The organism is Sphingomonas endolithica, assembly GCF_025231525.1.
Classification (GTDB): domain Bacteria; phylum Pseudomonadota; class Alphaproteobacteria; order Sphingomonadales; family Sphingomonadaceae; genus Sphingomonas; species Sphingomonas endolithica.
The window spans coordinates 386,246-408,718 of the sequence record NZ_CP103057.1 but is presented as its reverse complement, the minus strand read 5'-3'; the positions used below and the strand labels follow the sequence as shown (position 1 = coordinate 408,718).

Annotated in this window: 31 protein-coding genes and 1 tRNA gene; 14 read left to right on the top strand and 18 right to left on the bottom strand. The window is 65.6% G+C overall.

Annotated features, from left to right (window positions below; all coding sequences use genetic code 11):
* Position 1: 1 nt before the first annotated feature.
* Genes NV382_RS02115 through NV382_RS02105 form a run of 3 tightly spaced genes read right to left on the bottom strand, consistent with a single transcriptional unit; the run spans position 2 to position 2,869 of the window.
* Positions 2–886: a tyrosine-type recombinase/integrase gene (locus NV382_RS02115; protein ID WP_260600276.1), complete on the bottom strand. Its 885-nt coding sequence runs from the start codon at positions 884–886 to the stop codon at positions 2–4.
* Between the two features lie 53 nt (positions 887–939).
* Entirely contained in the window at positions 940–2,751 is a 1,812-nt protein-coding gene (locus NV382_RS02110) for a hypothetical protein (protein ID WP_260598902.1), read from the bottom strand.
* On the bottom strand, positions 2,732–2,869 hold the full coding sequence (locus NV382_RS02105; protein WP_260598901.1) for a hypothetical protein: 138 nt from the start codon (positions 2,867–2,869) through the stop codon (positions 2,732–2,734). Before NV382_RS02105 ends, NV382_RS02110 begins: the two co-directional genes overlap by 20 nt.
* Positions 2,870–2,990: 121 nt before the next feature.
* Here NV382_RS02105 and NV382_RS02100 point away from each other — a divergent pair, with 121 nt between their 5' ends.
* The 3 genes from NV382_RS02100 to NV382_RS02090 are packed head-to-tail and all read left to right on the top strand — an operon-like array spanning position 2,991 to position 4,797.
* Positions 2,991–3,542: a shikimate kinase gene (locus tag NV382_RS02100; protein ID WP_260600275.1), complete on the top strand. Its 552-nt coding sequence runs from the start codon at positions 2,991–2,993 to the stop codon at positions 3,540–3,542.
* Positions 3,539–4,639, top strand: a complete 1,101-nt coding sequence (aroB, locus tag NV382_RS02095; protein WP_260598900.1) for a 3-dehydroquinate synthase — start codon at positions 3,539–3,541, stop codon at positions 4,637–4,639. Before NV382_RS02100 ends, aroB begins: the two co-directional genes overlap by 4 nt.
* Positions 4,639–4,797: a DUF2256 domain-containing protein gene (locus NV382_RS02090; protein WP_260598899.1), complete on the top strand. Its 159-nt coding sequence runs from the start codon at positions 4,639–4,641 to the stop codon at positions 4,795–4,797. Before aroB ends, NV382_RS02090 begins: the two co-directional genes overlap by 1 nt.
* A gap of 43 nt (positions 4,798–4,840) precedes the next feature.
* On the opposite strand, the gene NV382_RS02085 is transcribed toward NV382_RS02090, so the two are convergent.
* The 5 genes from NV382_RS02085 to radA are packed head-to-tail and all read right to left on the bottom strand — an operon-like array spanning position 4,841 to position 9,376.
* Entirely contained in the window at positions 4,841–5,173 is a 333-nt protein-coding gene (locus NV382_RS02085; RefSeq protein ID WP_260598898.1) for a DUF423 domain-containing protein, read from the bottom strand.
* On the bottom strand, positions 5,170–6,939 hold the full coding sequence (locus NV382_RS02080; protein ID WP_260598897.1) for a cation:proton antiporter domain-containing protein: 1,770 nt from the start codon (positions 6,937–6,939) through the stop codon (positions 5,170–5,172). The genes NV382_RS02085 and NV382_RS02080 overlap by 4 nt, the downstream gene beginning before the upstream one ends.
* A complete protein-coding gene (locus NV382_RS02075) occupies positions 6,939–7,376 on the bottom strand; it encodes an iron-sulfur cluster assembly scaffold protein (RefSeq protein WP_260598896.1) in 438 nt (145 codons plus the stop codon). Before NV382_RS02075 ends, NV382_RS02080 begins: the two co-directional genes overlap by 1 nt.
* Positions 7,373–7,939 carry a CvpA family protein gene (locus NV382_RS02070; RefSeq protein WP_260598895.1) on the bottom strand — a complete coding sequence of 189 codons (567 nt, stop codon included), beginning with the start codon at positions 7,937–7,939 and terminating at the stop codon, positions 7,373–7,375. Before NV382_RS02070 ends, NV382_RS02075 begins: the two co-directional genes overlap by 4 nt.
* A gap of 60 nt (positions 7,940–7,999) precedes the next feature.
* Positions 8,000–9,376 carry a DNA repair protein RadA gene (radA, locus tag NV382_RS02065; RefSeq protein WP_260598894.1) on the bottom strand — a complete coding sequence of 459 codons (1,377 nt, stop codon included), beginning with the start codon at positions 9,374–9,376 and terminating at the stop codon, positions 8,000–8,002.
* Between the two features lie 127 nt (positions 9,377–9,503).
* Here radA and NV382_RS02060 point away from each other — a divergent pair, with 127 nt between their 5' ends.
* A complete protein-coding gene (locus NV382_RS02060; protein WP_260598893.1) occupies positions 9,504–9,929 on the top strand; it encodes an endonuclease domain-containing protein in 426 nt (141 codons plus the stop codon).
* 85 nt (positions 9,930–10,014) lie between these two features.
* Here NV382_RS02060 and NV382_RS02055 read toward each other — a convergent pair whose 3' ends face one another.
* Complete coding sequence (locus NV382_RS02055; protein ID WP_260598892.1) at positions 10,015–10,719, bottom strand: glutathione S-transferase N-terminal domain-containing protein; 705 nt, start codon at positions 10,717–10,719, stop codon at positions 10,015–10,017.
* 69 nt (positions 10,720–10,788) lie between these two features.
* Here NV382_RS02055 and NV382_RS02050 point away from each other — a divergent pair, with 69 nt between their 5' ends.
* Entirely contained in the window at positions 10,789–11,937 is a 1,149-nt protein-coding gene (locus tag NV382_RS02050; protein WP_260600274.1) for a glycosyltransferase family 4 protein, read from the top strand.
* Between the two features lie 149 nt (positions 11,938–12,086).
* On the opposite strand, the gene NV382_RS02045 is transcribed toward NV382_RS02050, so the two are convergent.
* Both NV382_RS02045 and NV382_RS02040 read right to left on the bottom strand, forming a co-directional pair.
* A complete protein-coding gene (locus NV382_RS02045; RefSeq protein WP_260598891.1) occupies positions 12,087–12,410 on the bottom strand; it encodes a DUF2218 domain-containing protein in 324 nt (107 codons plus the stop codon).
* Positions 12,407–13,033, bottom strand: coding sequence for a PadR family transcriptional regulator (locus tag NV382_RS02040; RefSeq protein ID WP_418066745.1), 627 nt, complete (start codon positions 13,031–13,033; stop codon positions 12,407–12,409). The genes NV382_RS02045 and NV382_RS02040 overlap by 4 nt, the downstream gene beginning before the upstream one ends.
* A gap of 146 nt (positions 13,034–13,179) precedes the next feature.
* Between NV382_RS02040 and NV382_RS02035 the strand changes: the two genes are divergently transcribed.
* The 6 genes from NV382_RS02035 to NV382_RS02010 all read left to right on the top strand — a co-directional run bounded on the left by NV382_RS02035 (position 13,180) and on the right by NV382_RS02010 (position 17,947).
* The gene (locus tag NV382_RS02035; protein WP_260600272.1) at positions 13,180–14,496 is read left to right on the top strand and encodes a replication-associated recombination protein A; all 1,317 of its coding nucleotides are present in this window, start codon (positions 13,180–13,182) and stop codon (positions 14,494–14,496) included.
* Positions 14,480–15,844 (top strand): serine hydrolase domain-containing protein, encoded by a 1,365-nt coding sequence (locus NV382_RS02030; RefSeq protein WP_260598890.1) that lies wholly within the window; start codon positions 14,480–14,482, stop codon positions 15,842–15,844. Before NV382_RS02035 ends, NV382_RS02030 begins: the two co-directional genes overlap by 17 nt.
* Positions 15,841–16,182: an MmcQ/YjbR family DNA-binding protein gene (locus NV382_RS02025; protein ID WP_260598889.1), complete on the top strand. Its 342-nt coding sequence runs from the start codon at positions 15,841–15,843 to the stop codon at positions 16,180–16,182. Before NV382_RS02030 ends, NV382_RS02025 begins: the two co-directional genes overlap by 4 nt.
* A complete protein-coding gene (locus tag NV382_RS02020) occupies positions 16,131–17,039 on the top strand; it encodes a hypothetical protein (RefSeq protein ID WP_260598888.1) in 909 nt (302 codons plus the stop codon). Before NV382_RS02025 ends, NV382_RS02020 begins: the two co-directional genes overlap by 52 nt.
* A 123-nt stretch (positions 17,040–17,162) precedes the next feature.
* Positions 17,163–17,726, top strand: coding sequence for a DUF3617 domain-containing protein (locus NV382_RS02015; protein WP_260598887.1), 564 nt, complete (start codon positions 17,163–17,165; stop codon positions 17,724–17,726).
* Positions 17,727–17,871: 145 nt separating this feature from the next.
* Positions 17,872–17,947 (top strand) — tRNA-Thr (locus tag NV382_RS02010).
* A gap of 113 nt (positions 17,948–18,060) precedes the next feature.
* On the opposite strand, the gene NV382_RS02005 is transcribed toward NV382_RS02010, so the two are convergent.
* Complete coding sequence (locus NV382_RS02005; RefSeq protein ID WP_260598886.1) at positions 18,061–18,486, bottom strand: polyhydroxyalkanoic acid system family protein; 426 nt, start codon at positions 18,484–18,486, stop codon at positions 18,061–18,063.
* Between the two features lie 298 nt (positions 18,487–18,784).
* On the opposite strand from NV382_RS02005, the gene NV382_RS02000 reads away from it, so the two are divergent.
* Entirely contained in the window at positions 18,785–18,970 is a 186-nt protein-coding gene (locus NV382_RS02000; protein WP_260598885.1) for a hypothetical protein, read from the top strand.
* Here NV382_RS02000 and NV382_RS01995 read toward each other — a convergent pair.
* Complete coding sequence (locus tag NV382_RS01995; RefSeq protein ID WP_260598884.1) at positions 18,942–19,292, bottom strand: hypothetical protein; 351 nt, start codon at positions 19,290–19,292, stop codon at positions 18,942–18,944. The two genes, NV382_RS02000 and NV382_RS01995, sit on opposite strands and share 29 nt — an antisense overlap.
* Positions 19,293–19,330: 38 nt before the next feature.
* Here NV382_RS01995 and NV382_RS01990 point away from each other — a divergent pair, with 38 nt between their 5' ends.
* On the top strand, positions 19,331–19,636 hold the full coding sequence (locus NV382_RS01990) for a hypothetical protein (RefSeq protein WP_260598883.1): 306 nt from the start codon (positions 19,331–19,333) through the stop codon (positions 19,634–19,636).
* A gap of 130 nt (positions 19,637–19,766) precedes the next feature.
* On the opposite strand, the gene NV382_RS01985 is transcribed toward NV382_RS01990, so the two are convergent.
* The 5 genes from NV382_RS01985 to NV382_RS01965 form a co-directional block, all read right to left on the bottom strand.
* The gene (locus NV382_RS01985; protein WP_260598882.1) at positions 19,767–20,234 is read right to left on the bottom strand and encodes a hypothetical protein; all 468 of its coding nucleotides are present in this window, start codon (positions 20,232–20,234) and stop codon (positions 19,767–19,769) included.
* Between the two features lie 112 nt (positions 20,235–20,346).
* Positions 20,347–20,511: a hypothetical protein gene (locus NV382_RS01980; protein ID WP_260598881.1), complete on the bottom strand. Its 165-nt coding sequence runs from the start codon at positions 20,509–20,511 to the stop codon at positions 20,347–20,349.
* 460 nt (positions 20,512–20,971) lie between these two features.
* Entirely contained in the window at positions 20,972–21,196 is a 225-nt protein-coding gene (locus NV382_RS01975; protein WP_260598880.1) for a hypothetical protein, read from the bottom strand.
* A gap of 2 nt (positions 21,197–21,198) precedes the next feature.
* Positions 21,199–21,573, bottom strand: coding sequence for a hypothetical protein (locus NV382_RS01970; RefSeq protein WP_260598879.1), 375 nt, complete (start codon positions 21,571–21,573; stop codon positions 21,199–21,201).
* A gap of 3 nt (positions 21,574–21,576) precedes the next feature.
* Positions 21,577–22,014, bottom strand: coding sequence for a hypothetical protein (locus tag NV382_RS01965; RefSeq protein ID WP_260598878.1), 438 nt, complete (start codon positions 22,012–22,014; stop codon positions 21,577–21,579).
* A gap of 153 nt (positions 22,015–22,167) precedes the next feature.
* On the opposite strand from NV382_RS01965, the gene NV382_RS01960 reads away from it, so the two are divergent.
* The gene (locus NV382_RS01960) at positions 22,168–22,419 is read left to right on the top strand and encodes a helix-turn-helix domain-containing protein (RefSeq protein ID WP_260598877.1); all 252 of its coding nucleotides are present in this window, start codon (positions 22,168–22,170) and stop codon (positions 22,417–22,419) included.
* Positions 22,420–22,473 lie beyond the last annotated feature (54 nt).

Below are 22,473 nucleotides of genomic sequence, written 5' to 3'. Positions count from 1 at the left end.
GTTAAGCCTCTCCCTTGGTGCCGTCAACGCGTGGCATGCGCTGCGCATCGCTCAATGGGTGGCGCGTGTTGACCAGTTCGACCAATCGCGCGCTGTCGACATGCGTGTAGATCTCGGTCGTGGCGATATCGGCATGGCCCAGCATCGATTGCAGCGCGCGCAAATCCGCCCCACCTTCGAGCAGATGCGTGGCAAAGGCATGGCGCAGCACGTGCGGGCTGACGCGCTCGGGCGGTATCCCCGCTTCCGCCGCCAATGCCTTCATCAACTGATACAGCCGCACGCGCGACAGATGCGCCTTACCGGACGGAAACAGCCATGCCCGGTCCTGCGCGAGCGTATCCCGCCAAGCCGCCACCGCCGCCCGCGCGCGATCGGAGATCGGCACGAGCCGCTCGCGCCCGCCCTTACCGCGCAGGATCAGATACGGCCGGTCGGGCGCGATCGCGTTGCGCGGCAAGGAGACGAGTTCCGTCGCGCGCAGCCCCGAACCGTACAGCAGCTCGACAAGAGCAGCGAGCCGCAGGTCGTTAGGGTCGAGCGGATCGCGCGCCAGCCGTGTGGCGATCGCCGCGAACAGCCGATCGACATCCGCATGCTCCAGCGTCTTGGGCAGCGCGCGGGCAGTGCCCGGCCGGGGTAGCGCGCTGCCCGGATCGTCGGCGCGCAGGCCCTCGTCTGCCAGGAACGCAAAGAAACGCCTGAGCGCCGCCGACTTGCGCGCCACGCTGGAGCGTGACAGCGCCAGCCAATGCTCGCCCAGCCGCGACAGGTCGGCAACGGATGCCGCCCCCAGCCGGCGGTCCAGAAAGTCCGATGCCAGCGTCAGATCGCTACGATACGCCGCCAGCGTGTTCTTCGCCGAGCCGGCTTCGGCCGCCATCATCTCGAGAAAGCGCTCGATCAGCGCGCGATCCTGCAGCCCCTCGATGGCGGCGCTCAAAGCCGCGCGATCGCCTCGGCGGCGATCATCCGCGCCTGCCCGCCCAGCCCCACGGCGCGCATCGCGCCGATGATGCGGTATAGCGCCTCGGGCGGCACGCCGCGCCAGTCGCTCGTCTGCATGGCAATTGCCGCCAGCAGCACGACCAAGCCCGGCTGGTCCAGCCGGGCCGCGCGATCGATCGCCCTGGTCCAGCCATTCTCCGCACCGACCTTGACGTCGAGTGCCTCGGCGCCACGCGAAATATCGTCACGAGACAATCGCCCGAGCCCGGCGAGCCCGGCAAACAGCATCCGCTGCTTCAGCGCATCGTCGGAATAGGCGCTCACCTGCCGATAAGGCATTTGCGGCGCGACGTCCGGATTGGCCAGCAACAGCATCGCCCAGGCATCGCTGCCCTGCTCGGCCCGCTCGCGCCAGCGCAATGCCGAGCGATCGAGGCCCGCCGCGAGCATCGAGCCCACGAGCCGCCCGACATCTGCCTCGGCGGTGTCCACTGGCACGCGCGCGGCGGCGCGGGCGGTCAGGATCAGCCTGGCATAGCGGCCATCGGCGGTCTTGGGTTCGTCCCACAAGCCGCGCAGCGCGGTCATCCGCTCGGCGCGCGTGCCTGCCGCATAGGCCGTGCGCAGATCGCGCGCGACGCTGATCTCGGCCAGCGACTGATCGTCATCGGCATCGATCGCGCCATACAGATCGACCAAGGCTGCACTCGAGAGAACCCCACGCGCCGCTGCATAGTCGGCCGGCGCAATGCGATCGCGCACGGACAGCATCGGCGACAGCGCGCGCCACGATTGTACGTGCGGCGCGACCGTACCGAGCAGGGTCTCCGGGATTGCTGTGCCGGTCGCCAGCGCCAGACCGAAGCGCCATGCCGTCAGCTGATCGACGCCGGCCCATTCGACCGTGATCGCCTGCCGCCCGCTCGCTCCCATGCCGGCGACCTTGCGCGCGAGCAGCATGTCGATGCCGCGCGCGACACCCTTGCGTTCCAGCGCCTTCATGATCGGCGCGGAAGGTTGCGCGGCAAGCCCCGCGCACATGCCCTTGGCCAACACCCAGCCGCGTTCGCCCGCCAGCGCCGCGCCGCCGTTCACCGCCGGGCACAATGCGCCCGGATCGCCGGTCGCGAGTGCCGCCTGCATCATGACCTGGTACAGTTTCGGCGTGTAATGCTCGGGATCGACCGACTCCGCCACGGCCCGGCCGGCCACCGATTCGCCCATCCGCAGCAGCAGCCATGCACGCTCGGCCGCGAAATCCGCACCCCCGACATCCGCCGGCGTATCGACGCGCGACATCAATGTCTTGCGCAGTGCGATGGACAGCCAGCGCGAGGCGATCGGCGCATCCAGGCGGCGCATCAACGTCTCGGCGAACACACCGTTCACACCGCGGAACGCATCCGGGCCCAAAGCCCCCTCGGCCGGCCCGGCAGGGCCGACCCTGGTCAGCGATCGCCGTGCGGACAAGGCAGCCTCGTAGCGCGCCTTGGCCTGAGCCAGCGCCGCTGCCTGTGCTTCGGCCAGCAACGCGTCGGCGGCGGGATCGGCAGGCGCGTCGTCACCGCCGGCCTCCGGCGCGGAAGGTGCCGCCGGTCGGCCGAGTGTCGTCGGCGCAAGAGTCAGCCCACCGGGCGCGCGCGGCCCCGGTGCTGTGGTGGGCTGCGGCGCGGGCGGCGCAACGGGCTCGTTGAACCCCGGCGGCAACAGTGATTCGGGACTGTCCTGCGCCAGCGCGATGCCGGCACCGAGCACGCAGACGGCAATCGCCGCCGCCGCAGTCTTAGTTCGAAAGATTCGCAAGCGGCACCACTTTCTCGACGCGCACCGGCGGCTTTTCATTGGCCATACCGGACAGCACGAACAGCCCGCCGATGACCACAACCAGAACGACGATCAGCGTAACCACCAAACGAGACATGACAAAACCCTATGAGACGGACACGACGAGCGAACAGGATAGATGGCGGATCGACAATTATGCGGCCGCCGCGCCCAAGCCTTTTGCCGCAGAGGCAGGGTGCCTGTATAGCCCCGGCGCGATGTTGCAAAGCAATCCCCCTCCCCGGCCTGCCAAGGATGCGGTGGCCGCCCGCCCGATCGTGCTGATCGGCCTGATGGGTGCGGGCAAATCGACCGTCGGCCGACGCCTGGCAGCGCGGCTCCGCCTGCCGTTCGTCGATGCCGATAACGAGATCGAGGCGGCCGCCGGAATGTCGATCGCCGATATCTTCGAGCGCTTCGGCGAAGCGCATTTCCGCGATGGCGAACGCCGCGTCATCGCGCGGCTGATCGACGGCACGCCGAAGGTCATCGCGACCGGCGGCGGCGCGTTCATCAACGATGACACACGCGCGCTGATCCTGGAGCAAGCGGTGGCGATCTGGCTCGATGCCGATGCCGCGGTGCTGGCCGACCGCGTCAAGCGCCGCGATACCCGCCCATTGCTGCGCGGCAAGGATGCCAAGCAAGTGCTGCTGGAGCTCGCCCGCAAGCGCAACCCGGTCTATGCGCTGGCACCGATCCGCGTTTCCAGCCACCACGCGCCGCACGACCAAACCGTGACCGCGATTCTGAAGGCGCTCGGGCTATGACGACCATCACCGTGGCCTTGGGCGATCGCAGCTATCCCGTCATCGTCGAGAACGGCCTGCTCGCCCGCGCCGGCGACCACCTTGCGCCATTGTCGCGCGGACGCACGATGGCGATCGTCACCGATGAGAACGTCTTGCCGCATCTCGCCACGCTGCAAGCCGCGCTGCACGATGCGGGGGTGGCCAGCGAGGCGATCGTGCTGCCGCCCGGCGAAGGCACCAAGAGCTGGGCGATGCTGGAAACGCTGACCGATCGCCTGCTCGCGCTCGGCATCGAACGCGGCGATCATGTGGTGGCACTGGGCGGCGGCGTGATCGGCGATCTGGTCGGCTTTGCCTGCGCGATCCTCAAGCGCGGTTGCGGCTTCGTGCAGGTGCCCACCACCTTGCTGGCGCAGGTGGATAGCTCGGTGGGCGGCAAGACAGCGATCAACACGCGCGCCGGCAAGAACCTGATCGGCGCGTTCCACCAGCCCGCTCTGGTGCTGGTCGATCCCACCACGCTCGACACGCTGCCGCCGCGCCAGGTACGTGCCGGCTATGCGGAAGTGGTCAAATACGGGCTGATCGACGATCCCGATTTCTTTGCCTGGTGCGAGGCGAACGCGCCGGCGCTGATCGCGGGGGATCCGCAGGCGCGCAACCATGCGATCGCCCAAAGCATCGCCGCCAAGGCGCGGATCGTCGGCGAGGACGAATATGAAACCAAGGGCCGACGCGCGCTGCTCAACCTCGGCCATACGTTCGGCCATGCGCTCGAGGCGGAAGCCGGCTTCTCCGATCGCCTGCTTCACGGCGAAGGCGTCGCCGCCGGCATGGCGCTTGCCTACGCTTTCTCCGCCGAACAGGGCATCTGCCCGCCAGAGGATGCCGCGCGCGTGCGCACGCACCTGGCCGAGGTCCGGCTGCCCGATGGTCTTGCTGCGGCGAACAGCCGGCAAAGCGGCGGCGAACTGGTCGCGCACATGATGCACGACAAGAAGATGAACGCCGGCACGCTGCCCTTCCTGCTCGCACGCGGAATCGGTCGGACCTATGTCGACAAGCAGGTCGATCTCGCAACCGTCGCCGCCTTTCTCGATCGCCAACCCCGCTGATGCCGCGCGGCGTCGCCAAGGCCGATCTGCCGACCAAGATGTGCCCGGCCTGTCAGCGACCCTTTGCGTGGCGCAAGAAGTGGGAACGTGACTGGGACAATGTCGTCTATTGCTCGGAACGCTGCCGCCGCACGCGCAACAGCGCACCGGCGGCTTAAACCGCTATTCCGATATAATCCGTTGCTTCAAGATCATCCGACGTCAGCCCCGCGCGGCAATCCAGGCGAGCCACAGCCATCCGCCAATCAGCAACGCGCCGCCAATCGGGGTAACCGCCCCCAGCCAGCGCGGCAGTCCCAGCGCCATCAGGTACAAGGTGCCGGCAAAGATCGCGCCGCCGGCCAGGAACAACAACGCCGGCCCACGCGCTTCTAACCGCAGCACAGAAAGCGCCGCGACCGCATGCAACAGCTGGTATTGCGCGCCCGTCTTCAACCATTCCTGCGCCGCCCCGCTCGCCCCATGCGCGCCGAACGCCCCCGCCCCGACCGCCAGCGCACCCGAAAGCGCAGCGAGAATCACGATCCAGTTCATGTCGAAGCCTCTTCCGTCAGATCGGGCCGCCTATCCTGCGTGATGATGCGGTCGCGTGCCGCATGCAGATCGCCACTCTCGGATTGCGCCTTCAGCCGCTCCTTGTCGCGCGCACGGTAATGATCCTCGGTACGGTCGATCTCGGCTCCATCGATGCCGATGCTCTTCATCGCCATGCGCGCCATCTTGATTGCCGATTCCAGCACCTCGCGCACCACCCCATCGGCATGCGCGCCGCGCAGCTTCACCAACGCCCGCCGGTCGAACGCCCGCACGAAGATGCCCGCTTTGGGAAAGGCTTCGTGCACCGCATCGATCAGGTCGGGCGACAATTGATCGCCGTCGATGCAGAACATGATCAGTTCGGCCTCGGCCGCCCCCGCCTGGCGCAGCAGGTCCATCCGCGTGCCATCGCCATAATAGACCTTGGCGCCGAACCCGCCGGCAATGTCGATCATCTCGATATCGGTGTCGATCAGCGTCACTGGTATGCCCTGCGCGATCAGCATCTGCGCCACCGTCTGCCCGAACCGCCCATAGCCTACGATCAGCGCGTTGGCGCCGTCCGCCACCGGCCCCTCGCGGTCGCTGGTGTCGATCGGTTCGGCCCGGATGCGTTGCGTGATCGTCATCAGGAACGGCGTCGTCGCCATCGACAGTGTGACGATCGCCCCGAACAGGCTTGCCGCCTCCGGACGAATGAGCAGCGCATTCTGCGCCTGCGCGAATAGCACGAAGCCGAATTCGCCGCCTTGGCTGAGCAGCAGCCCCAGCGCCAGTGCGGCGCGCCATTTCATCTTGAACGCCATGCCGATGCCGAAGATGATCAACGCCTTGGTCGCGATCAGCACCAGCGCCATGCCGGCGACGAACAACGGCCGGTCGGCAATCGCCTGCAGATCGAGCATCATGCCCACCGCCAGGAAGAACAGGCCGAGCAGGATCGAACGGAACGGCTCGACATCCGCCTCCAGTTCGTGCCGGTACGGGCTGTCGGCCAGCATCACGCCGGCGACGAAAGCGCCCAAAGCAGTCGACAGCCCCAGCGCTTCCATGATCGCCGCGGCGGCGATCACCGTGAACAGCCCGGCGAACACGAACATCTCGCGCTCACCGAGATTGCCGATCACGCCAAACAAGGGCCGCAGCAAATACCGTCCGGCCAGGATCAGCCCGCCGACCGCGAGCAGGGTATAGATGAACAGCAGCCAACCCGGCGGCCCCGCGGCATCCGCCGGATTGCGCGACATGACCGCGACGATGGTGATCAGCGGCACGATCGACAGATCCTGGAACAGCAGGATCGAGAAAGCCCGCTCGCCAAACGGCGTGCGCATGCGGCCGGCGGATTGCAGCATCGGTAGCACCTGCGCGGTCGACGACAATGCCAGCGGCAGCCCCAAAGCGAGCGCCGCGGCGATCGACGAGCTGGTCGCCAGCCACACCACCAGCGACACGGCCACGCCGCACAGCACGACCTGCAGCGCGCCGAGCCCGAAAATCTCCTGCTTCATCCGCCAGAGCCGCGTCGGGTTCAGCTCCAGCCCGACGATGAACAGCAGCAGCGTGATACCCAGCTCCGCCACGCCGATCTTGGCCTCGGCATCGCCAACCAGGCCGAGCACGTGCGGACCGACCACCGCGCCCGCCACCAGATAGCCCAGCGTCGCACCCAGCCCCAGGCGACGGAAGATCAGCACGAACACGAGCCCCGCGCCGAGCAGGACGACCGCATCGCGCAACAGTGACGTCGTCGCATGATCCATCAGGAAACCGCCCGTGGCGTCTGCGCCTGCGCGGCAGCCTCCGCCGCGGCCTCGAACGCCAGCCGGATCGAGGCGTGGCGGGCGCTATGCGGCAGCGCCGGCTGGAACAGGTCGAACCCCGCCCAATCGGGCAGCGCCCCCTCGCCCGCCAGCCACGCGGTCAGAGCGTCGCGTGCCGCGGCCAGCTCCTCGGGGGTCTTGCCGATCACATCCGCCGACAGCAGCGACGACGAAGCCTGCCCCAGCGCACAGGCGCGCACCAGCATGCCGACCTCGCTCACCCGCCCGTCATCGCCCAGGTTGATGTCCACGGTCACGCGGCTGCCGCAAATCGGCGAGCGCTTCTCGGCCGATCCCATCGGCTCGGCCAGTCGCTCCTGATACGGGATCGTCGCCGCCAGCCGCAGGATCTCTTTATTGTAGAGCGGCGCGTTCATGGCCGATCCTCCGTGACATTGTCCGCCTCGATCGCATTGTCGCGCGGGCCGAACACCGGCTGACCCTTGCGCCGTCGATCGACGAAATCGGCGATGCTCGCGCTGGTCCAGTTGAGCAACGGATAGGTCCGCGATTGCGTCAGCCAGAAGGGGCGTTTCGCCGGACCGCCGCTCACCGTATCGGTCACCAGCACGACGAGCAGGAACAGCAGGCTGGACAGGATCAGCCCCTTGATTGCCCCAAAGCCGAAGCCAAGCGCGCGATCGAGCGGCCCGAGTACCGAGGTCCGCGTGCGGTCACCGATTGCCGACGCCACCATCCGGCCGCCGAAATAGGTGATGCCCGCGATTAGCGCGAAGGCCAGCACCGCCGCGCCCGATACGGTGCCGACCACACCCGACAGCGCGGACGACACCGGCGTGTGGAACAGCTTGATCGCGAACACGATCGCCACCCAGGCGAACAGCGACAGCACTTCGCTGACGAAGCCGCGCATCAGCCCCATCCCCGCTGCGCCCAGCACGGCGATCAGGACAAGGATGTCGAGTGCGGATAGTCCCATGCGTCTGCCTTAAAGCCCCGAGCCAAGTGGCAGACAGATAGAGGCGAGAGCGCGAACGCGCTACCCACGCCCGAGCATGTGATCGACGAAAGCGCCGAGCGTCCGGAACCCGGTCAGGCTGAGCGACGTCTTCTCCCCCACCAGCGCCGAGGGCACCAGGGCGCGCTCGAACCCCAATTTGCCTGCCTCCTTGAGCCTGAGCGCGCCATGCGCCACCGGCCGCAGCTCGCCCGACAGCGCGATCTCGCCGAAAGCCACCGCATCGACCGGCACCGGCCGCTCGCTGAGCGCAGATACCAACGCCGCCGCCACCGCCAGATCGGCCGCCGGATCCTGCACGCGATATCCGCCGGCGATGTTGAGATACACTTCCGAGGTCGAGAAACTGAGGCCACAGCGCGCCTCGAGCACCGCCAGCACCATCGCCAGCCGCCCCGCATCCCAGCCGACCACCGCCCGCCTGGGCGTCGCGCCGCTCGCCAGCCGCACGACCAGTGCCTGGATCTCGACCAGCACAGGTCGCGTGCCTTCCAGCGCCGGGAACACCGTCGTGCCCGTCACGCTCTCGTCGCGCTGCGTCAGGAACAGCGCCGAGGGATTGGCGATCTCGGCCAAGCCTTCCGCGACCATCGCGAACACGCCGATCTCGTCCGTCCCGCCGAAGCGGTTCTTGATCGCGCGCAGGATGCGATATTGATGGCTGCGCTCGCCCTCGAAGCTCAGCACGGTATCCACCATATGTTCGAGCACGCGGGGTCCCGCGATCGATCCGTCCTTGGTGACATGACCGACCAGCACCACCGCGGTGCCACGTTCCTTGGCGAAGCGGATCAGTTCCTGTGCCGAAGCGCGCACTTGGCTGACGGTGCCCGGCGCGCCTTCGATCAGGTCGGAATGCATCGTCTGGATCGAGTCGATCACCAGCAAAGCGGGCGGATTGCCCTGCCCGAGCGTGGTGAGGATATCGCGCGTGGAGGTCGCCGCCGCCAATTGCACCGGCGCATTCCCCAGCCCCAACCGCCGCGCCCGCAACCGCACCTGGTCCGCCGCTTCCTCGCCCGAGACATAGGCGACCGACAGCCCGGCAAGCGCCATCTTCGCTGCCGCCTGCAGCAACAATGTCGACTTGCCGATCCCCGGATCGCCGCCGATCAGCGTCGCGGACCCTTCGACGAACCCACCACCCAGTGCGCGATCGAGCTCGGCGATCCCACTCGCCATCCGCTCGGGCAGCGCGATCTCGGCATCCAGCCCGACCAGCTGGAACGATCGCCCGCCTGATTGCAGGTTATGCTTGGCCTGGAACGGCGTGACATTCCCGCCGCCCGCCTCTTCCACCAGCGTGTTCCATTCGGAACAATCGGCGCACTGCCCCGCCCAGCGATGCGACACCGACCCGCAGGATTGGCAGACATAGCGCTTCTGAGGTTTTGCCATGCGGAGCGACGTAGCAGAAAGAGAACGGGAGGGGAACACCCGCAACGCACTCTTCCTGTTCCCCTCCCTGAAAGGGAGGGGTTAGGGGTGGGTTGGCGAGCGAAGCTTGCCCCTCTACGCTTGTTCGATGCGGCGCGTATCGAAACAGATGACGGCCCGGGCCCGGGAGCTACGCCGCGAGGCCACTCCTGCAGAGCGCGCGATCTGGCGCTTGATCTCGCACTACCGCCCGGCCTTCACACGGCAGCTCTCAATCGACGAGCGCTACATCATCGATCTCGCCAACCGCACGGCGAAGCTGGCGATCGAATTCGATGGCAGCCAGCATCTCGACCAAGCTGACTACGACGCGGAACGTACCGCCTATCTTGAAGCGCGAGGATGGCGCGTCATCCGGCTCTGGAACAGCGACGTCCTCGCCAATCCGGAAGGAGCCGCGGAGCATATCCTGCGTGTCGCCGCCGAGTGCCTCGGCGGCACCCACCCCCAGCCCCTCCCTTCCAGGGAGGGGAGACCAAGAACACCCCGATCGCGACGCAATTCCCCTTCCTAAAAGGAGAACGAACGGCAGCTGCCAGCGCAACGCGATCCCCCTCCCTGAAAGGGAGGGGCTAGGGGTGGGTGCGAGCGCAGCAAGCCTACGCCCGCGCCGGTATCTTCAACCCCCGCTGCACCGCCGGTCGCGCCAGCCCCCGCTCCAGCCACGCGCCGACATGCGCGAAATCCTCGAACCTCACCAGCTCCCGCGCCTCGTAGAAGGTGATCAGATTGTTGACCCACCTGATCATCGAGACATCGGCGATCGAATAATCCTCCCCCAGGAACCACGTCTTGCCCGCCAGCGCCGCGTCCATCACCCCCAGCAGCCGCTTGGCCTCGTCGACATAGCGTGCCAGCGGCCGCTTATCCTCCCAGTCCTTCCCCGCGAACTTGTTGAAGAAGCCGAGCTGCCCGAACATCGGGCCGACCCCACCCATCTGGAACATCACCCATTGCACGACGTGCCAGCGATCCGCCGGGCCCTGGCCCAAGAACTTGCCCGTCTTTTCGGCCAGATACAGCAGGATCGCGCCGCTCTCGAACAGCGCCAGCGGCTCGCCTCCCGGCCCGTCGGGATCGATCATCGCCGGGATCTTGCCGTTCGGATTGAGCGAGACGAACGCCTCCGATTTCTGATCGTTCTTCGCGAAATCGACCAGATGGGGCTCATAGGCCAGCCCGGTCTCTTCCAGCATGATCGATGCCTTCACGCCGTTGGGCGTCGGCAGCGAATATAATTGTATGCGTGTCGGATCGGCCGGCTGCCAAAGCTTCGTGATCGGGTAAGCGGACAGGTCGGTCATCAGCAACTCTCCACGGCGATTTCGCAAAGATAGTCACATCGCATCGCATTCGCTATGCCCCCGCGCACCATGCAACCGTCCGACCTCCGTATCGCTCTTTTCAGCGGCAACTATAATTATACGCGGGATGGCGCCAATCAGGCGCTGAACCTGCTGGTCGGTTACCTGTTGTCGCAGGGCGTGCATGTGCGCGTCTATTCGCCGACCAGCAAGCGCCCGGCCTTCGCACCCACCGGCGACCTGGTGAAGGTGCCCGCGATCAAGCTGCCCGGCCGCGCCGAATACAAGATGGCGCCCGGCCTGCCGCGCAGCATCCGGCGCGACATCGCCGACTTCGCGCCGAACATCATCCACGTCTCTGCGCCGGAAATGCTCGGCCACCGCGCGGTCAGCTACGCGCGTGCGCACAACATCGGCTCGGTCGCGTCGCTGCATACGCGGTTCGAAACGTATCCCGGTTATTATGGACTGGGGTTCGTCGTGCCATTGATGATCCGGCTGCTCACGCGCTTCTACAATCGTGTCGACCAGATCGTCGTGCCCAGCCCGAGCATCGCCACCTTGCTGCGCGAATGGGGCGTGAGGACGCCGATCCGAATCTGGTCGCGCGGCATCGACCACGATCGCTTCAAGCCCGAACGCCGCGATCTCGCCTGGCGCCGGTCGCTCGGCATTGCCGACGACGACAAGGTGATCGGGTTCCTCGGCCGGCTGGTGAAGGAAAAGGGCCTCGACGTGTTCGCCGACGTGGTCACCGAACTCAAGCGACGCGGCGTCGCGCACCGGGTGTTGATCGTCGGCAAGGGCCCGGCACAGGATTGGTTTGCCGAGCGCGTGCCCGAGGCGGTCTTCGCCGGCTTCCTGTCGGGCGATGATCTCGGCCGCGCGGTCGCCTCGATGGATGTGTTCTTCAATCCCAGCGTGACCGAGACGTTCGGCAACGTGACGACCGAGGCGATGGCGGTCGGCGTGCCCGTGGTGGCGGCGCGCGCGACCGGCGCAGTCGACCTGATCGAGGACGGCGTTGATGGCTATCTCGTCCCGCCACGCGACGTGAACGCCTATGCCGACGCCCTCGCCGCGCTCGTCGAGAATGACGAAGCCCGCCGCGCGGCGGGCGCGGCGGGCCATGCCAAGGCGGCCGGCTATCAATGGGACAAGGCGAATGCGAGCGTGATCGACGCCTATCTCGAGGTGCTGAAGCGGCGGGCATGCTAGCACCCGCACTCCATGAACATCACCCCGCACCCATAAACGACGCCCCACCCCTAATCGTCATCCCAGCGAACGCGGGGATCCAGAGCGGCAAAAGTAAACATCGGCCGTCATGACCCGACTCCCGCCGTCCAAACCCACGACCGCGCCGATCACCCCGCCCGCCAATCGAACGCCAACGGCGCCTCCCGGAACGCAAACCGATCCAGATGCCGCGCCACCGCCCCTTTCAGCCCCTCCAGCTGCCCATCGGACGAGGCATCGATCCGCACCGCCAGCGCGTCCGTGCCGGCATCGAACGTCACCAGCCCATCGCCCGGAAAGTCGGCGCCGCGCGCATCCTTGGGAAACACTATCGTGCCGTGCTCGGGGGTGAAGTCGACCGCCAGATTGTGCTGCCAATGTTTGCACAATTGCTGGAGGTATTTGCTTCCGTGCGTCGTCGGCACCGATGCGATGGCATGAACCGCGCTCATTTCAGACGCTCGATCTTCTGGGCGACCTCGTCGAGCAGGGCCGCGACCTGGTGCAAGGTGTCGGCATCGTCCTCCGTGGCGAGGCGCTGGTGCAGCACCTGCCGCAGATTGCCCATCGCACGCCGGATCGGCCCGCCATCGGTGCGCTGCCGCTCGGCGCCGACCTCGGCCAGCCGCGCGAACAATGCCTCGACCTCCACCTCGCGCTCGGTCAGCAGCGCCTGGCCGGCCGCGGTGATGGCGAACTGCTTCTTGGCGCCATCGGCCTTCTGCTCCTCGATCATGCCCATATCGTCGAGCATGGTGATCGTCGGATAGATCACGCCCGGGCTTGGCGCATAGGCTCCCTGCGTGCGTGTCTCGATCTCGCGGATCAGGTCGTAGCCGTGGCGTGGCTGTTCCGCGATCAGCTTGAGCAGCACCAGCCGCAACTCGCCGGAATCGAACATCCGCCGACCCCGGCCCGCCCCGCGTCCGCCGCCACGGCCATCATCGTCACCGCCCCAGCGCACGCTGAAGCCACCGCCGCCAAAGCCGCGCCCACCAAATCCGCCGTGCCGCATCGCATGGCGCATATCGTGATTGCCATGACAGCCGCGGCCACCTCTTTCAAAAATCACCATCTGGATCATCCTTTTCATATTACGATATGCGCAAGATATATCTTGAATGATTTTGTGCAAGACCTTTGCTCGACAAAAATCGTCGTCCCGAGCTTCACCAGCATGACGGGTGGTGAGCGGCGCGAAACAACCCTATCTTGCGCGCAATGCCCGACCTGTTCGCACCCTTCGATCCCCCTGCCCGCGAGGCCCATCCCGAGAATGCGCCGCTGGCCGATCGCCTGCGCCCACGCACGCTGTCGGAGGTGGTCGGCCAGGATCACATCACCGGCCCGGAAGGCGCGATCGGCCGCATGGTCGCGGCCGGGCGCCTGTCCTCGATGATCCTGTGGGGGCCGCCCGGCACCGGCAAGACGACGATCGCACGATTGCTCGCCGATGCGGTGGACTTGCGCTTCGTCGCCATCTCCGCCGTCTTCTCGGGTGTGGCCGATCTCAAGAAGGCCTTCGCCGAAGCCCGCGACCATGCCAAAATCGGCAAGCGCACGCTGCTGTTCGTCGACGAGATCCACCGCTTCAATCGCGCGCAGCAGGACGGGTTCCTGCCCTATGTCGAGGATGGCACCGTCACCCTGGTCGGCGCCACCACGGAAAACCCGTCGTTCGAACTGAACGCCGCCGTGCTCAGCCGCGCGCAGGTCTTGATCCTCCACCGCCTCGATGCCGCGGCGCTGACTTTGCTGCTCGATCGCGCGGAGCAAGCCGAGGGCCGGCCGCTACCGCTCACCAGGGAAGCGCGTGACGCGATGGTCGCCCAGGCCGATGGCGATGGCCGCTTCCTGCTCAACCAGGCGGAAACGCTGTTTTCGGTCGATCTGCCCGAGCCGCTCGATTCCGCCGGCCTGTCCAATTTCCTGCAGCGCCGCGTCGCCGTCTACGACAAGGATCGCGAGGGCCATTACAACCTCATCAGCGCGCTGCATAAATCGATCCGCGGCAGCGATCCGCAGGCCGCACTCTATTATCTCGCGCGCATGCTCACCGCCGGCGAGGAACCGTTGTTCCTGCTCCGCCGCCTGATCCGTGCCGCGGTCGAGGATATCGGTCTCGCCGACCCCAATGCCCTGGTTCAATGCATCGCCGCCAAGGACAGCTATGATTTCCTCGGCAGCCCGGAAGGCGAACTGGCGATCGCACAAGCGTGCCTGTATCTCGCCACCGCGCCCAAATCGAACGCCGCGTACAAGGCGCAGAAAGCCGCCTGGCGCTCCGCCAAGGAGACGGGCAGCCTGATGCCGCCCGAAAACATCCTCAACGCCCCCACCAAGCTGATGAAGGATATCGGCTACGGCAAGGGCTATGCCTATGACCACGACACGGAAGAAGGCTTTTCCGGCGCCAATTACTGGCCCGCGGAAATGTCGCCCCAGACCTTCTACGAACCGACCGGCCGTGGCATGGAAAAGCGCATCGCCGAACGCATGGCGTGGTGGCAGGAGATGCGGGATGCACAAGACACTTAGCCTGATCGCACTCGTGGTGGCCGCCCCCGCCACGGCACAACAGATCGCCCCGCCCGCACCAACCCCGTACCACCGTGCAATCGCGGCCGGCTACAAGGCGGCGCTTTATTGTGCCGGCATCTTCAATGGAGGGCGCACTCCTGCCCAGATCGATGGTCAGGAATTACGTGGGATCTACCCCGAGTACGATCAGATCGTGCCGACGCTCAAGGCCGAGATAGATCCGCGCGCCGCCACTGTCAGCGTCGCCTTCGATGCGATACTGCCGCCACGTATGGCATCCTGGACTTCGGGCGCCGGCTGCACGACTTGGCCGATCGGGTACACGCCACCCGTGGTTCCCCTCACCCATGCCACACCGCCAAAGCCAAAGGGTGCCGATCCGCGCCCATGGCCGATGGGTGACGCCGGCATAGCGCCGCGGCCATCGCCGACACTGGGCACCGCTGTCGGCGCGGCGTTCGATCACGCGACTTATGGCAAGGGCGACACCGTCGGCGTGGTCGTATTGAATGACGGCAAGATCGTTGCCGAACGCTATGCCGAGGGCTTCGGCCCTTACGTTTCGAACCGTACATGGTCAGTCGGCAAGAGTATCGCCGGCAGCCTGCTCGGCATCGGACTGGCGCGGCACGCGCTGACGCCCACGACACGGCTGGCGCTATGGGACAAGATGGGCGACCCGCGCGGGGCGATCACCTATGACGATGTTCTGCGCATGGCGAGCGGGCTGCACAGCGATACGGCGGGCAATCGCACGGATGCGGTCTATTTCGGTGGCACCGCCGTCAGCGAACAGGTGCCCTCCTGGGCGCTTGAGGCTAAGCCGGGCAGCCGGTTCCGCTATGCCAACAACGATATCCTGCTGGCGATGCTGTCGCTGCACGTCGTGGAAAGTGGCGAGGCTTTCTCGGCGTTCCCGGCGCGCGCGCTATTCGCGCCGCTCGGCATGAGCCATACCGTCGCGGAACGCGACTGGCTCGGCGATTTCGTGATCTCCAGTCAGATCTGGTCCACCGCGCGCGATCTTGCCCGGCTCGGGCAGTTCTGGCTGCAGGACGGCATATGGGCCGGCAAGCGCATCTTGCCCGCTGGCTGGATGACCTACATGACCACGCCCAGCGGCCCGCAGCCCGAGAGCGGCCCCGGCTACGGCGCGACGATGTGGCTGTTTGGGCCCAAGCAAGGCCTGCCCGAGGGCAGCTACGCCGCCCAAGGCAATCGCGGTCAGTACGTGATGGTCATTCCCTCGAAGAAGCTCGTCATCGTGCGTCGCGGCGAGGATTCCGGTTCCGCGCGCTTTGACATCGCCAAGTTCGCCGTCGACGTGACGGCAGCGATCAAGTGAACGACTGGGCGGAAGTCGTCGCCTTTGCGCTCACCTTGCCCGACACGTACATGGATCCATTTTACGGCACCCCCTGCCCCAAGGTGAACAAGAAGGCGTTCGTCTCCCCTGGCGGGGAGGCCGGCAGCTTCCACGTCATGTCGCCGCACGAGGAAAAGGCGATCCTCCTGGAAACCGATCCCGACACCTTCTGGCAGACGCCGCATTACGCCAACTGGCCCGGCCTGCTCGTGCGCTACGGCGCTACCGATGCGGAGCGTGTGAGAGACGTGATCCGCCGTGCCTGGTGGGACCGGGCGACCAAGACACAACGCAACGGCTACGGAGCGCGTCCCTGACGCGCTTCCGCCATTTCGCCGCGATCGACTGGTCGGGTGCGGTCGGGCCGCGTCAGAAGGGCATCGCCGTCGCTTTATGTGGCCTTGGCCACGAAGCACCGGCGTTACTGGTGCCGGACGGTGGCTGGTCGCGGCAGGCCGCGCTCGACTGGATATTAAGCGAGTTGCCGGCCGACACGTTGGTCGGGCTCGATCTCGGCCCGTCTTTGCCGTTCGTCGACCGCGGCGCCTTCTTCCCCGGCTGGCAGGATAGTCCCGGCGATGCGCGCGCCTTATGGGCGCTGATCGAGCGCATTTGCGCGGACGATCCGCATCTCGCCGCGTCGAGTTTCGTCGATCATCCCGAGGCATCGCGCCACTTTCGCCGGCATGGCGGCCGCAAGGGCGAGTTCTTCGACGGTCGCGGCCGCCTGCGCGCGACGGAAGAAGCGCAGCGCCTCCAAGGGCTGAATCCCTATAGCAATCTCAACCTGGTCGGCGCGGCGCAGGTCGGCAAATCCAGCCTGACCGGCATGCGCGTCCTCCACCGGCTGGACGGCAAGCTGCCGATCTGGCCGTTCGACGAGTCCCACACCGGCTCGCTGCTGGTCGAGCTCTATACCAGCATTGCCGCGCTCGCCGCCGGTCGGCCGCGGGGCCGCACCAAGATGAAGACGTTCGCAGAACTGAACGTCGCGCTGGCGGCCCTCGGCAGCGCCCCATTCAGAGGCGACGGGGCGATCGACGACCATAGCAGCGACGCCATCCTCACTGCCGCCTGGCTGCGCGTCAGCGCCGAGCGTCCCGAACTCTGGCAGCCCGCAGGATTGACGGCGCACATTGCCGCTACAGAGGGCTGGACCTTCGGCGTGACCTGAGGTCCGCCGAGCATCCATGCCGCGGAGGATTCTGCCTCGGATCGGCGCATGACGGCTATACTCCCCGCGTTACGCAGGTAGAACGATCCACGTTACTCGCGCTTTCAACAGGGAGAGAAAAGCATGAAGCGTCTGACGATCGTTCTGCCGGCCATGGCGATGCTGGCGGCCTGCAACTCGAAGCCGACCGTCCATGCGGAGAATGCCTCCGTGGCCGACGTCGCGGCGGCGACCAAGGATGCCGTCAAGCTCGAACCCGGCAAGTGGGAGACGAGTGTCGCGATCCTGTCGATCGAGGCACCCGGCCTGCCCCCGCAGGCGGCAGCGGCGATGAAGCAGCAGGCGCAAGCGCAGAAAGTCGAAACCTGCCTCACCCCCGAACAGGCGGCCAAGCCGCCGCAGGACATGCTCGGCATGGCCAAGAACTGCACCTATGAGAAGTTCGAGATGAGCGGCGGCAAGATGAGCGGTTCGCTGGTGTGCAAGAACATGCCGGGCATGCCGACGGGCGAGATGCGCGCGTCCATGTCGGGTAAGTTCGCCAGCACCAGCTACGACGTGACGAGCGAGGCGACGATGGACATGCCAGCAACGCCGGGCGCACCTGCCACGGGCGGCAAGGTGACCACCAAGACCCAGGTGAGCGGCAAACGCCTGGGCGCCTGCGACGCGCCGAAGGCGGGCTGAGGCCGGGTCTCAGACCGCGCAGGCACACCGTCCGCCGTGCTAGCGGACGGTGTGCCAATACGTCCAAGCCCGGTTTTACCTTGACGCCGGATGGACCGGATCGATAATCAGCAAACCCGCCGAGTGACGCGGCTTTCGGATGGCTGCCGGTTTAGCTCAGTTGGTAGAGCGCCAGTTTTGTAAACTGGATGTCGCGGGTTCGATTCCTGCAACCGGCACCAACCCTCGCATGCTAAGCACTTGAAACTTCGCTGATTTTAGCTTTCCGCGACTACGGCGTCCCCTCACCCGCTCCCACATATCGTTCTGGTCGTGAGCGAATGATGGCGAACAATCACAGCGTTCGCGTCGATAGAGGCGAGTTCATCTCGCTTTGCGTCCGTGGCGATTCACTATCCCAGCCGGGCCGTGGCAGGCGATGGCCGACTCCGGTCGCACGGCCAAATGATCCCGTTGGCTTTGACAGCATTTTCTCCGCGCTGGTTTTCACAAATTCGCCGATTGGGCCGGCCATCATAGACAGCATCATTGGGATCTTCACGGTCCCGCGCACCGTTTCGTCATGGATCTCTAACTCAGCGGCAATTTTCTGGCTCATGGCCTTGATCGATAGCGTAAGCCGATCTTCGCTCAGCCACTCCGGGTCTACCGTGCCGCCGCCGGGTATATGGGCCGCAAGCTTTGGTAGCCCGCCGTCGATCCTTCGCCGAGCCTCTGCCTTTCCCAAGCTGTGTGGTATGTCGAACTGTAAATCGGCCATGAAAGGATACTCGCGGGGGAAGGGCGACGCGGTAGCCTTCAGACTAGGGTGCCGCAAGATCGTGAAAACCCGAGCTGGTTACGTCATAGGTCGGCCGGCGCAGGTCAGCGGAGGAAGTAGCCGTCATTCGCTCCCCAGGGGCACAGGCCGCTATTGGAGTTTGCTCGACCTCCTCTAGTCATAGGTCAGGCAGGATACTCCCCTACGATACCCAGCGGGTCCACATGAGCCGTTGCTTTCACTGGGCCGGTGATTATCGGCGAACGCTTCGCATGAATTAGACGCTGGATAAGACCACATGACTGCAGCCGAAACCTACCGTGCGAATGCCGCCGAACAACGAGCAGCTGCCGAAAAGGCTACGCTGGCCAACCGCCGCGATATGCACCTCCGCTCGGCCGAGACTTGGGACGCGATGGCCGAGCACACTGAGGACACGGCGGCAAAGGCAGTCGTCAACGCCGCCGCAAAGGCTGGTAGCTAACGGCTGCCATCTGCTCGCCATCCCTTGCTTTACCCGTCCCAGGCGGCCTATTCTCGCCGAACAGGGCCAGGCGGCGATCGGTTGCAAAACGACCGAGGCCCGGCGTGTCATCGGTGACGGCATCCAGATCCTCAACGCTTGGCGCCACCGGGAGCCACATCCTCGTGGGTTTCCATGTGCTCTCGACGTACTGTTCGCCGGTGGTTTCGCGCTCGATGTCGGTTGGGATAGGTGATGGTCGCTCTCCTCCCTTCAGCAACTGTCGGTGCTGCAAGGCGTCCTCCATGGGTAGCCAGCTCACGCTCTTGGCGAGGAACTGCAAGGGCCCATATGCCACGTCAGACAACAGGAGGCGGGAACATGGCTCACACGATCATTTACGAGAAGGCGGGGGTTGAGATTGGCCGAGAGGTGATCCACGTCAATTTGGCTGCCGCTCAGGCGTTTGCAAACGACATGGTCGCTACCGGTGAGTATGACCGAGTCCAGGTTCGCGACGAAGCAGACATGACCCGCACACCCGACCTCAAGGATGCGCTTGCCCGGCTCAAGGCGTTCCGCGCCACGCGGAATGCCGGCGACGTCATCGACGAGGGAAGTGGGCTGACCGCGAACGACATCGACGTGGTCACCGGTTTCGTGACTGAATGTTCCGCGAACGACTGATGTGTGACCGCGCGCGTGCCGTGGCGATTTAGTCGACGCGATCCACTGATGGCGAATGCTACACTTTTCCTCCGAAGGCAAACGGTTCGGCTTTGGGATCCGGCGAGCCGCGGGGAAATAGCGAAGCCATTCACGAAACGAACATCGCCTCTACGATCGCCTGCATCAGCACACCCCTCGGCACTGGTACACTCACCGACGTGTAGCCCTGGTTCGCCGCCCGCCGCGTCCCATACAGCCCGATCCATTGCCGCCCATGCTGCCGCCAGGCGCGCTGTAGTGAAGGCACAGGCAGCAGTACGCACGTCGCCGCTGGCGCATACGCATAGGCAATGAAGTCGCATGCGAGGGGCTTTTGCACCCAGCCTGGCGACTGCCGCCCCTCGTCGGACCAGCGTTCCAACAGCACGTCCGGCCAATCCTGCGTGCGGATCTTCTCGTCCACCGTGAAGGTGCGCCCGCAAGCCAGGGTTAGCAGCCGATCGATCCCCGCACGCTGAGCGCATCCATCCTGCGCGATCGCGACCGCCGACATCAATGTCGGGAAAACCTGACGGTAGATCGGGATCAACCAATCAGGCCCATACTCGGCGGACACTTCGTGGCTGTCCCGAAACTGATGGACACGCGGCCAGCCCGCCGATCGCGATCTGCGAGCGACGGGTTAATGCTGCTGGCGCCGGGGCAATGCCGACGGCCATGTCGCGGGACTAGTCGTGGGCGTTCTCCTGATCGAAGCTGTCTTCGGCGTCATCCGGGTCACCGGGATAACCAAGCCAGCTGCTATTTTGGCTGTGGAAGTCGTCTTCGCCCATTGAGCCGTCCAACTCGTCTCCGTGCAGCTCGAAATCAGGATCGCCGTCGATCTCGTCCATCCTGTCGATCATGCACTCCGTGAGCCGCGCCAGGGCCGCCCGCGGCAGAGATGGCATGATCCTCAGCAGCTCAGCAGCCGATGGCATGTCGTTGGGTCTTGACCAACGGCGGTGACGTGCGCGCCGCCAGCCGACACGTGGCGGGGCTGGCAGGCGTGCTGGTATGGAGGGATGCGCCATGGTCACGCCCTCCCAGCTGTCGTGGAGTAAACATCGGCGCCATGCCGTAACTCCCAAGTTGCCCCCCGAGCTTGCTCCTGGGTTGCTATCCTCCGGCGTATGTCTGCGACGGATCCAGTCATGATCATGCATTGGAAGTCGCAAGTAGGACACGCCTTTGCGCACCCAGGCTCGGCACACACCAGCTTCGGGGTGATCTCGCCACTGCTGAGCCTCCGCTGGCGACGCTCCAGTGCGGCTTCGGCTTTGTGTAGATCATCCAGCGTCCAACGGAAGTCGCTCATAGCGCTGTTTCCCCATTCTGCCGGCGCTCGAGAGTCCATCGAACCGCCTCAACGCGATCAGGCTGGCCGACGATCTGCGCCATGACCGGGGTGAGCTGGTCCGCCGCGCAGTCCTGCACAACCAGCCACAGCTTGCGGCCGGAGGCGAGCGCGTAGCCGCCGCCGATCGCGACTAAGGCGTGCAGCCATGCGGCGGGGTCGAAGGTGGGTTGCGTCGCCATGCTCACGCCTCCATCGCTTGGAGAGACCGAATAGCGGCCAGCATCAGGCGAGCATTCCAGTCCAGCCCGCTGTCCTTCCGGTCGATTGCGGCAAAGTCGCCTTGAGTGACCGCTTCGTCGTCCTCGCGCCCGGAGACGCTGTTATACATCGCGCACCATAGCTGAAGCATGGCCCCACGTGCCGTTGTCGCAACGGCGGCACGGATTGTTTCTTCCGCTTCGTCGATAATGGCCCACATCTCACGTTCGCTCGGACCGTAGCCGTTCACTACCGGTCCGTTGTTATCCGGCAGGGCGTTATAGGCGGCATAGGCCTGCTCGCGACACGCCCAAGCCGCTTCGATCGCAGCGTCGCCGCGCGGTGTGTGGAGGACCATCGCTCAAGCCCCCGCCGCCAGCAGCCGTCGCATGTCGTCCATCACCTGCTTGATGAACGGTCCGCCCCACGAGGCTGTGAAGCCGTCTCCTTCGATCTCCAGCACATGCTCCAGCTTCCACAGAAGCGCTTGATTGTGCGGAGCGGGCATCTCCAGAAGCAGGTCTTGCGCCGCGACGAACTCGTTGGTGATACGGTCCATCTCATCGTCGGCCGCGCCCTTCTGTTGGAGGGACGGCAGCGCCTTGTAATGGGCCCATGCCGTGTCCTGGCGCAACTTCAGCGCGATATACCGCTTCATGGCAGCATCCCAGGGTACGCTCTTCGACATAGACGTCGCAATTGCGGGGCTGGCGCCGAGTGAAATCAAGGCAGGGGCGGCAAATGCAGCGCCGAGTATGGCGCGTCTGGACGCAGTGGTGCTATGGGTGGTGTCAGCCATTGTCGATCTCCTTACGATCGGTTGAGGTCAGGCCGGGTTCGGAGGGCTCAATCTCCTTGCCCGGCCGTTGACTGTTACTATTTGTATCACCAGTCGCTGGCGTTCGCAAGCGTTCGCCGTGGCTCGCGGCGAAATAAGTGGTAGGGTGCGCGAATGGGTCTGTCAGTCGCACAATGCCGCGCCGCCCGAGCGCTGCTCGGCTGGTCCGCTTCCGATCTTGCCGCTGCTGCCGAAATCAGCGCGATCACCGTTAAAAGGTTGGAAGGCGGACGCTTGGTCAGCGCCGCGTCCGAGCAGACGATTATTGCGACATTCACGAAAGCCGGAATCGTCTTCATCAACGCTGGAAACACGTCGTCTAACGGCGGCGATGGCGTTCGTTTTGCTGCAAGCCTGCCGGACTGATTACAGCAACGATATGTGATCGGCCCTGGCGCGCTTCAGGCGCCCGGCTGGATA

Bases quoted from the DNA above. Each gene is read 5' to 3' on its own strand.
- NV382_RS02115 (WP_260600276.1), bottom strand. From the start codon at position 886: ATGATGGCGGCCGAAGCCGGCTCGGCGAAGAACACGCTGGCGGCGTAT.
- NV382_RS02105 (WP_260598901.1), bottom strand. From the start codon at position 2,869: ATGTCTCGTTTGGTGGTTACGCTGATCGTCGTTCTGGTTGTGGTCATC.
- NV382_RS02100 (WP_260600275.1), top strand. From the start codon at position 2,991: ATGTTGCAAAGCAATCCCCCTCCCCGGCCTGCCAAGGATGCGGTGGCC.
- aroB (WP_260598900.1), top strand. From the start codon at position 3,539: ATGACGACCATCACCGTGGCCTTGGGCGATCGCAGCTATCCCGTCATC.
- NV382_RS02090 (WP_260598899.1), top strand. From the start codon at position 4,639: ATGCCGCGCGGCGTCGCCAAGGCCGATCTGCCGACCAAGATGTGCCCG.
- NV382_RS02085 (WP_260598898.1), bottom strand. From the start codon at position 5,173: ATGAACTGGATCGTGATTCTCGCTGCGCTTTCGGGTGCGCTGGCGGTC.
- NV382_RS02080 (WP_260598897.1), bottom strand. From the start codon at position 6,939: ATGGATCATGCGACGACGTCACTGTTGCGCGATGCGGTCGTCCTGCTC.
- NV382_RS02075 (WP_260598896.1), bottom strand. From the start codon at position 7,376: ATGAACGCGCCGCTCTACAATAAAGAGATCCTGCGGCTGGCGGCGACG.
- NV382_RS02070 (WP_260598895.1), bottom strand. From the start codon at position 7,939: ATGGGACTATCCGCACTCGACATCCTTGTCCTGATCGCCGTGCTGGGC.
- radA (WP_260598894.1), bottom strand. From the start codon at position 9,376: ATGGCAAAACCTCAGAAGCGCTATGTCTGCCAATCCTGCGGGTCGGTG.
- NV382_RS02060 (WP_260598893.1), top strand. From the start codon at position 9,504: ATGCGGCGCGTATCGAAACAGATGACGGCCCGGGCCCGGGAGCTACGC.
- NV382_RS02055 (WP_260598892.1), bottom strand. From the start codon at position 10,719: ATGACCGACCTGTCCGCTTACCCGATCACGAAGCTTTGGCAGCCGGCC.
- NV382_RS02050 (WP_260600274.1), top strand. From the start codon at position 10,789: ATGCAACCGTCCGACCTCCGTATCGCTCTTTTCAGCGGCAACTATAAT.
- NV382_RS02045 (WP_260598891.1), bottom strand. From the start codon at position 12,410: ATGAGCGCGGTTCATGCCATCGCATCGGTGCCGACGACGCACGGAAGC.
- NV382_RS02040 (WP_418066745.1), bottom strand. From the start codon at position 13,033: ATGGTGATTTTTGAAAGAGGTGGCCGCGGCTGTCATGGCAATCACGAT.
- NV382_RS02035 (WP_260600272.1), top strand. From the start codon at position 13,180: ATGCCCGACCTGTTCGCACCCTTCGATCCCCCTGCCCGCGAGGCCCAT.
- NV382_RS02030 (WP_260598890.1), top strand. From the start codon at position 14,480: ATGCACAAGACACTTAGCCTGATCGCACTCGTGGTGGCCGCCCCCGCC.
- NV382_RS02015 (WP_260598887.1), top strand. From the start codon at position 17,163: ATGAAGCGTCTGACGATCGTTCTGCCGGCCATGGCGATGCTGGCGGCC.
- NV382_RS02005 (WP_260598886.1), bottom strand. From the start codon at position 18,486: ATGGCCGATTTACAGTTCGACATACCACACAGCTTGGGAAAGGCAGAG.
- NV382_RS02000 (WP_260598885.1), top strand. From the start codon at position 18,785: ATGACTGCAGCCGAAACCTACCGTGCGAATGCCGCCGAACAACGAGCA.
- NV382_RS01990 (WP_260598883.1), top strand. From the start codon at position 19,331: ATGGCTCACACGATCATTTACGAGAAGGCGGGGGTTGAGATTGGCCGA.
- NV382_RS01980 (WP_260598881.1), bottom strand. From the start codon at position 20,511: ATGGACGAGATCGACGGCGATCCTGATTTCGAGCTGCACGGAGACGAG.
- NV382_RS01975 (WP_260598880.1), bottom strand. From the start codon at position 21,196: ATGGCGACGCAACCCACCTTCGACCCCGCCGCATGGCTGCACGCCTTA.
- NV382_RS01970 (WP_260598879.1), bottom strand. From the start codon at position 21,573: ATGGTCCTCCACACACCGCGCGGCGACGCTGCGATCGAAGCGGCTTGG.
- NV382_RS01965 (WP_260598878.1), bottom strand. From the start codon at position 22,014: ATGGCTGACACCACCCATAGCACCACTGCGTCCAGACGCGCCATACTC.
- NV382_RS01960 (WP_260598877.1), top strand. From the start codon at position 22,168: ATGGGTCTGTCAGTCGCACAATGCCGCGCCGCCCGAGCGCTGCTCGGC.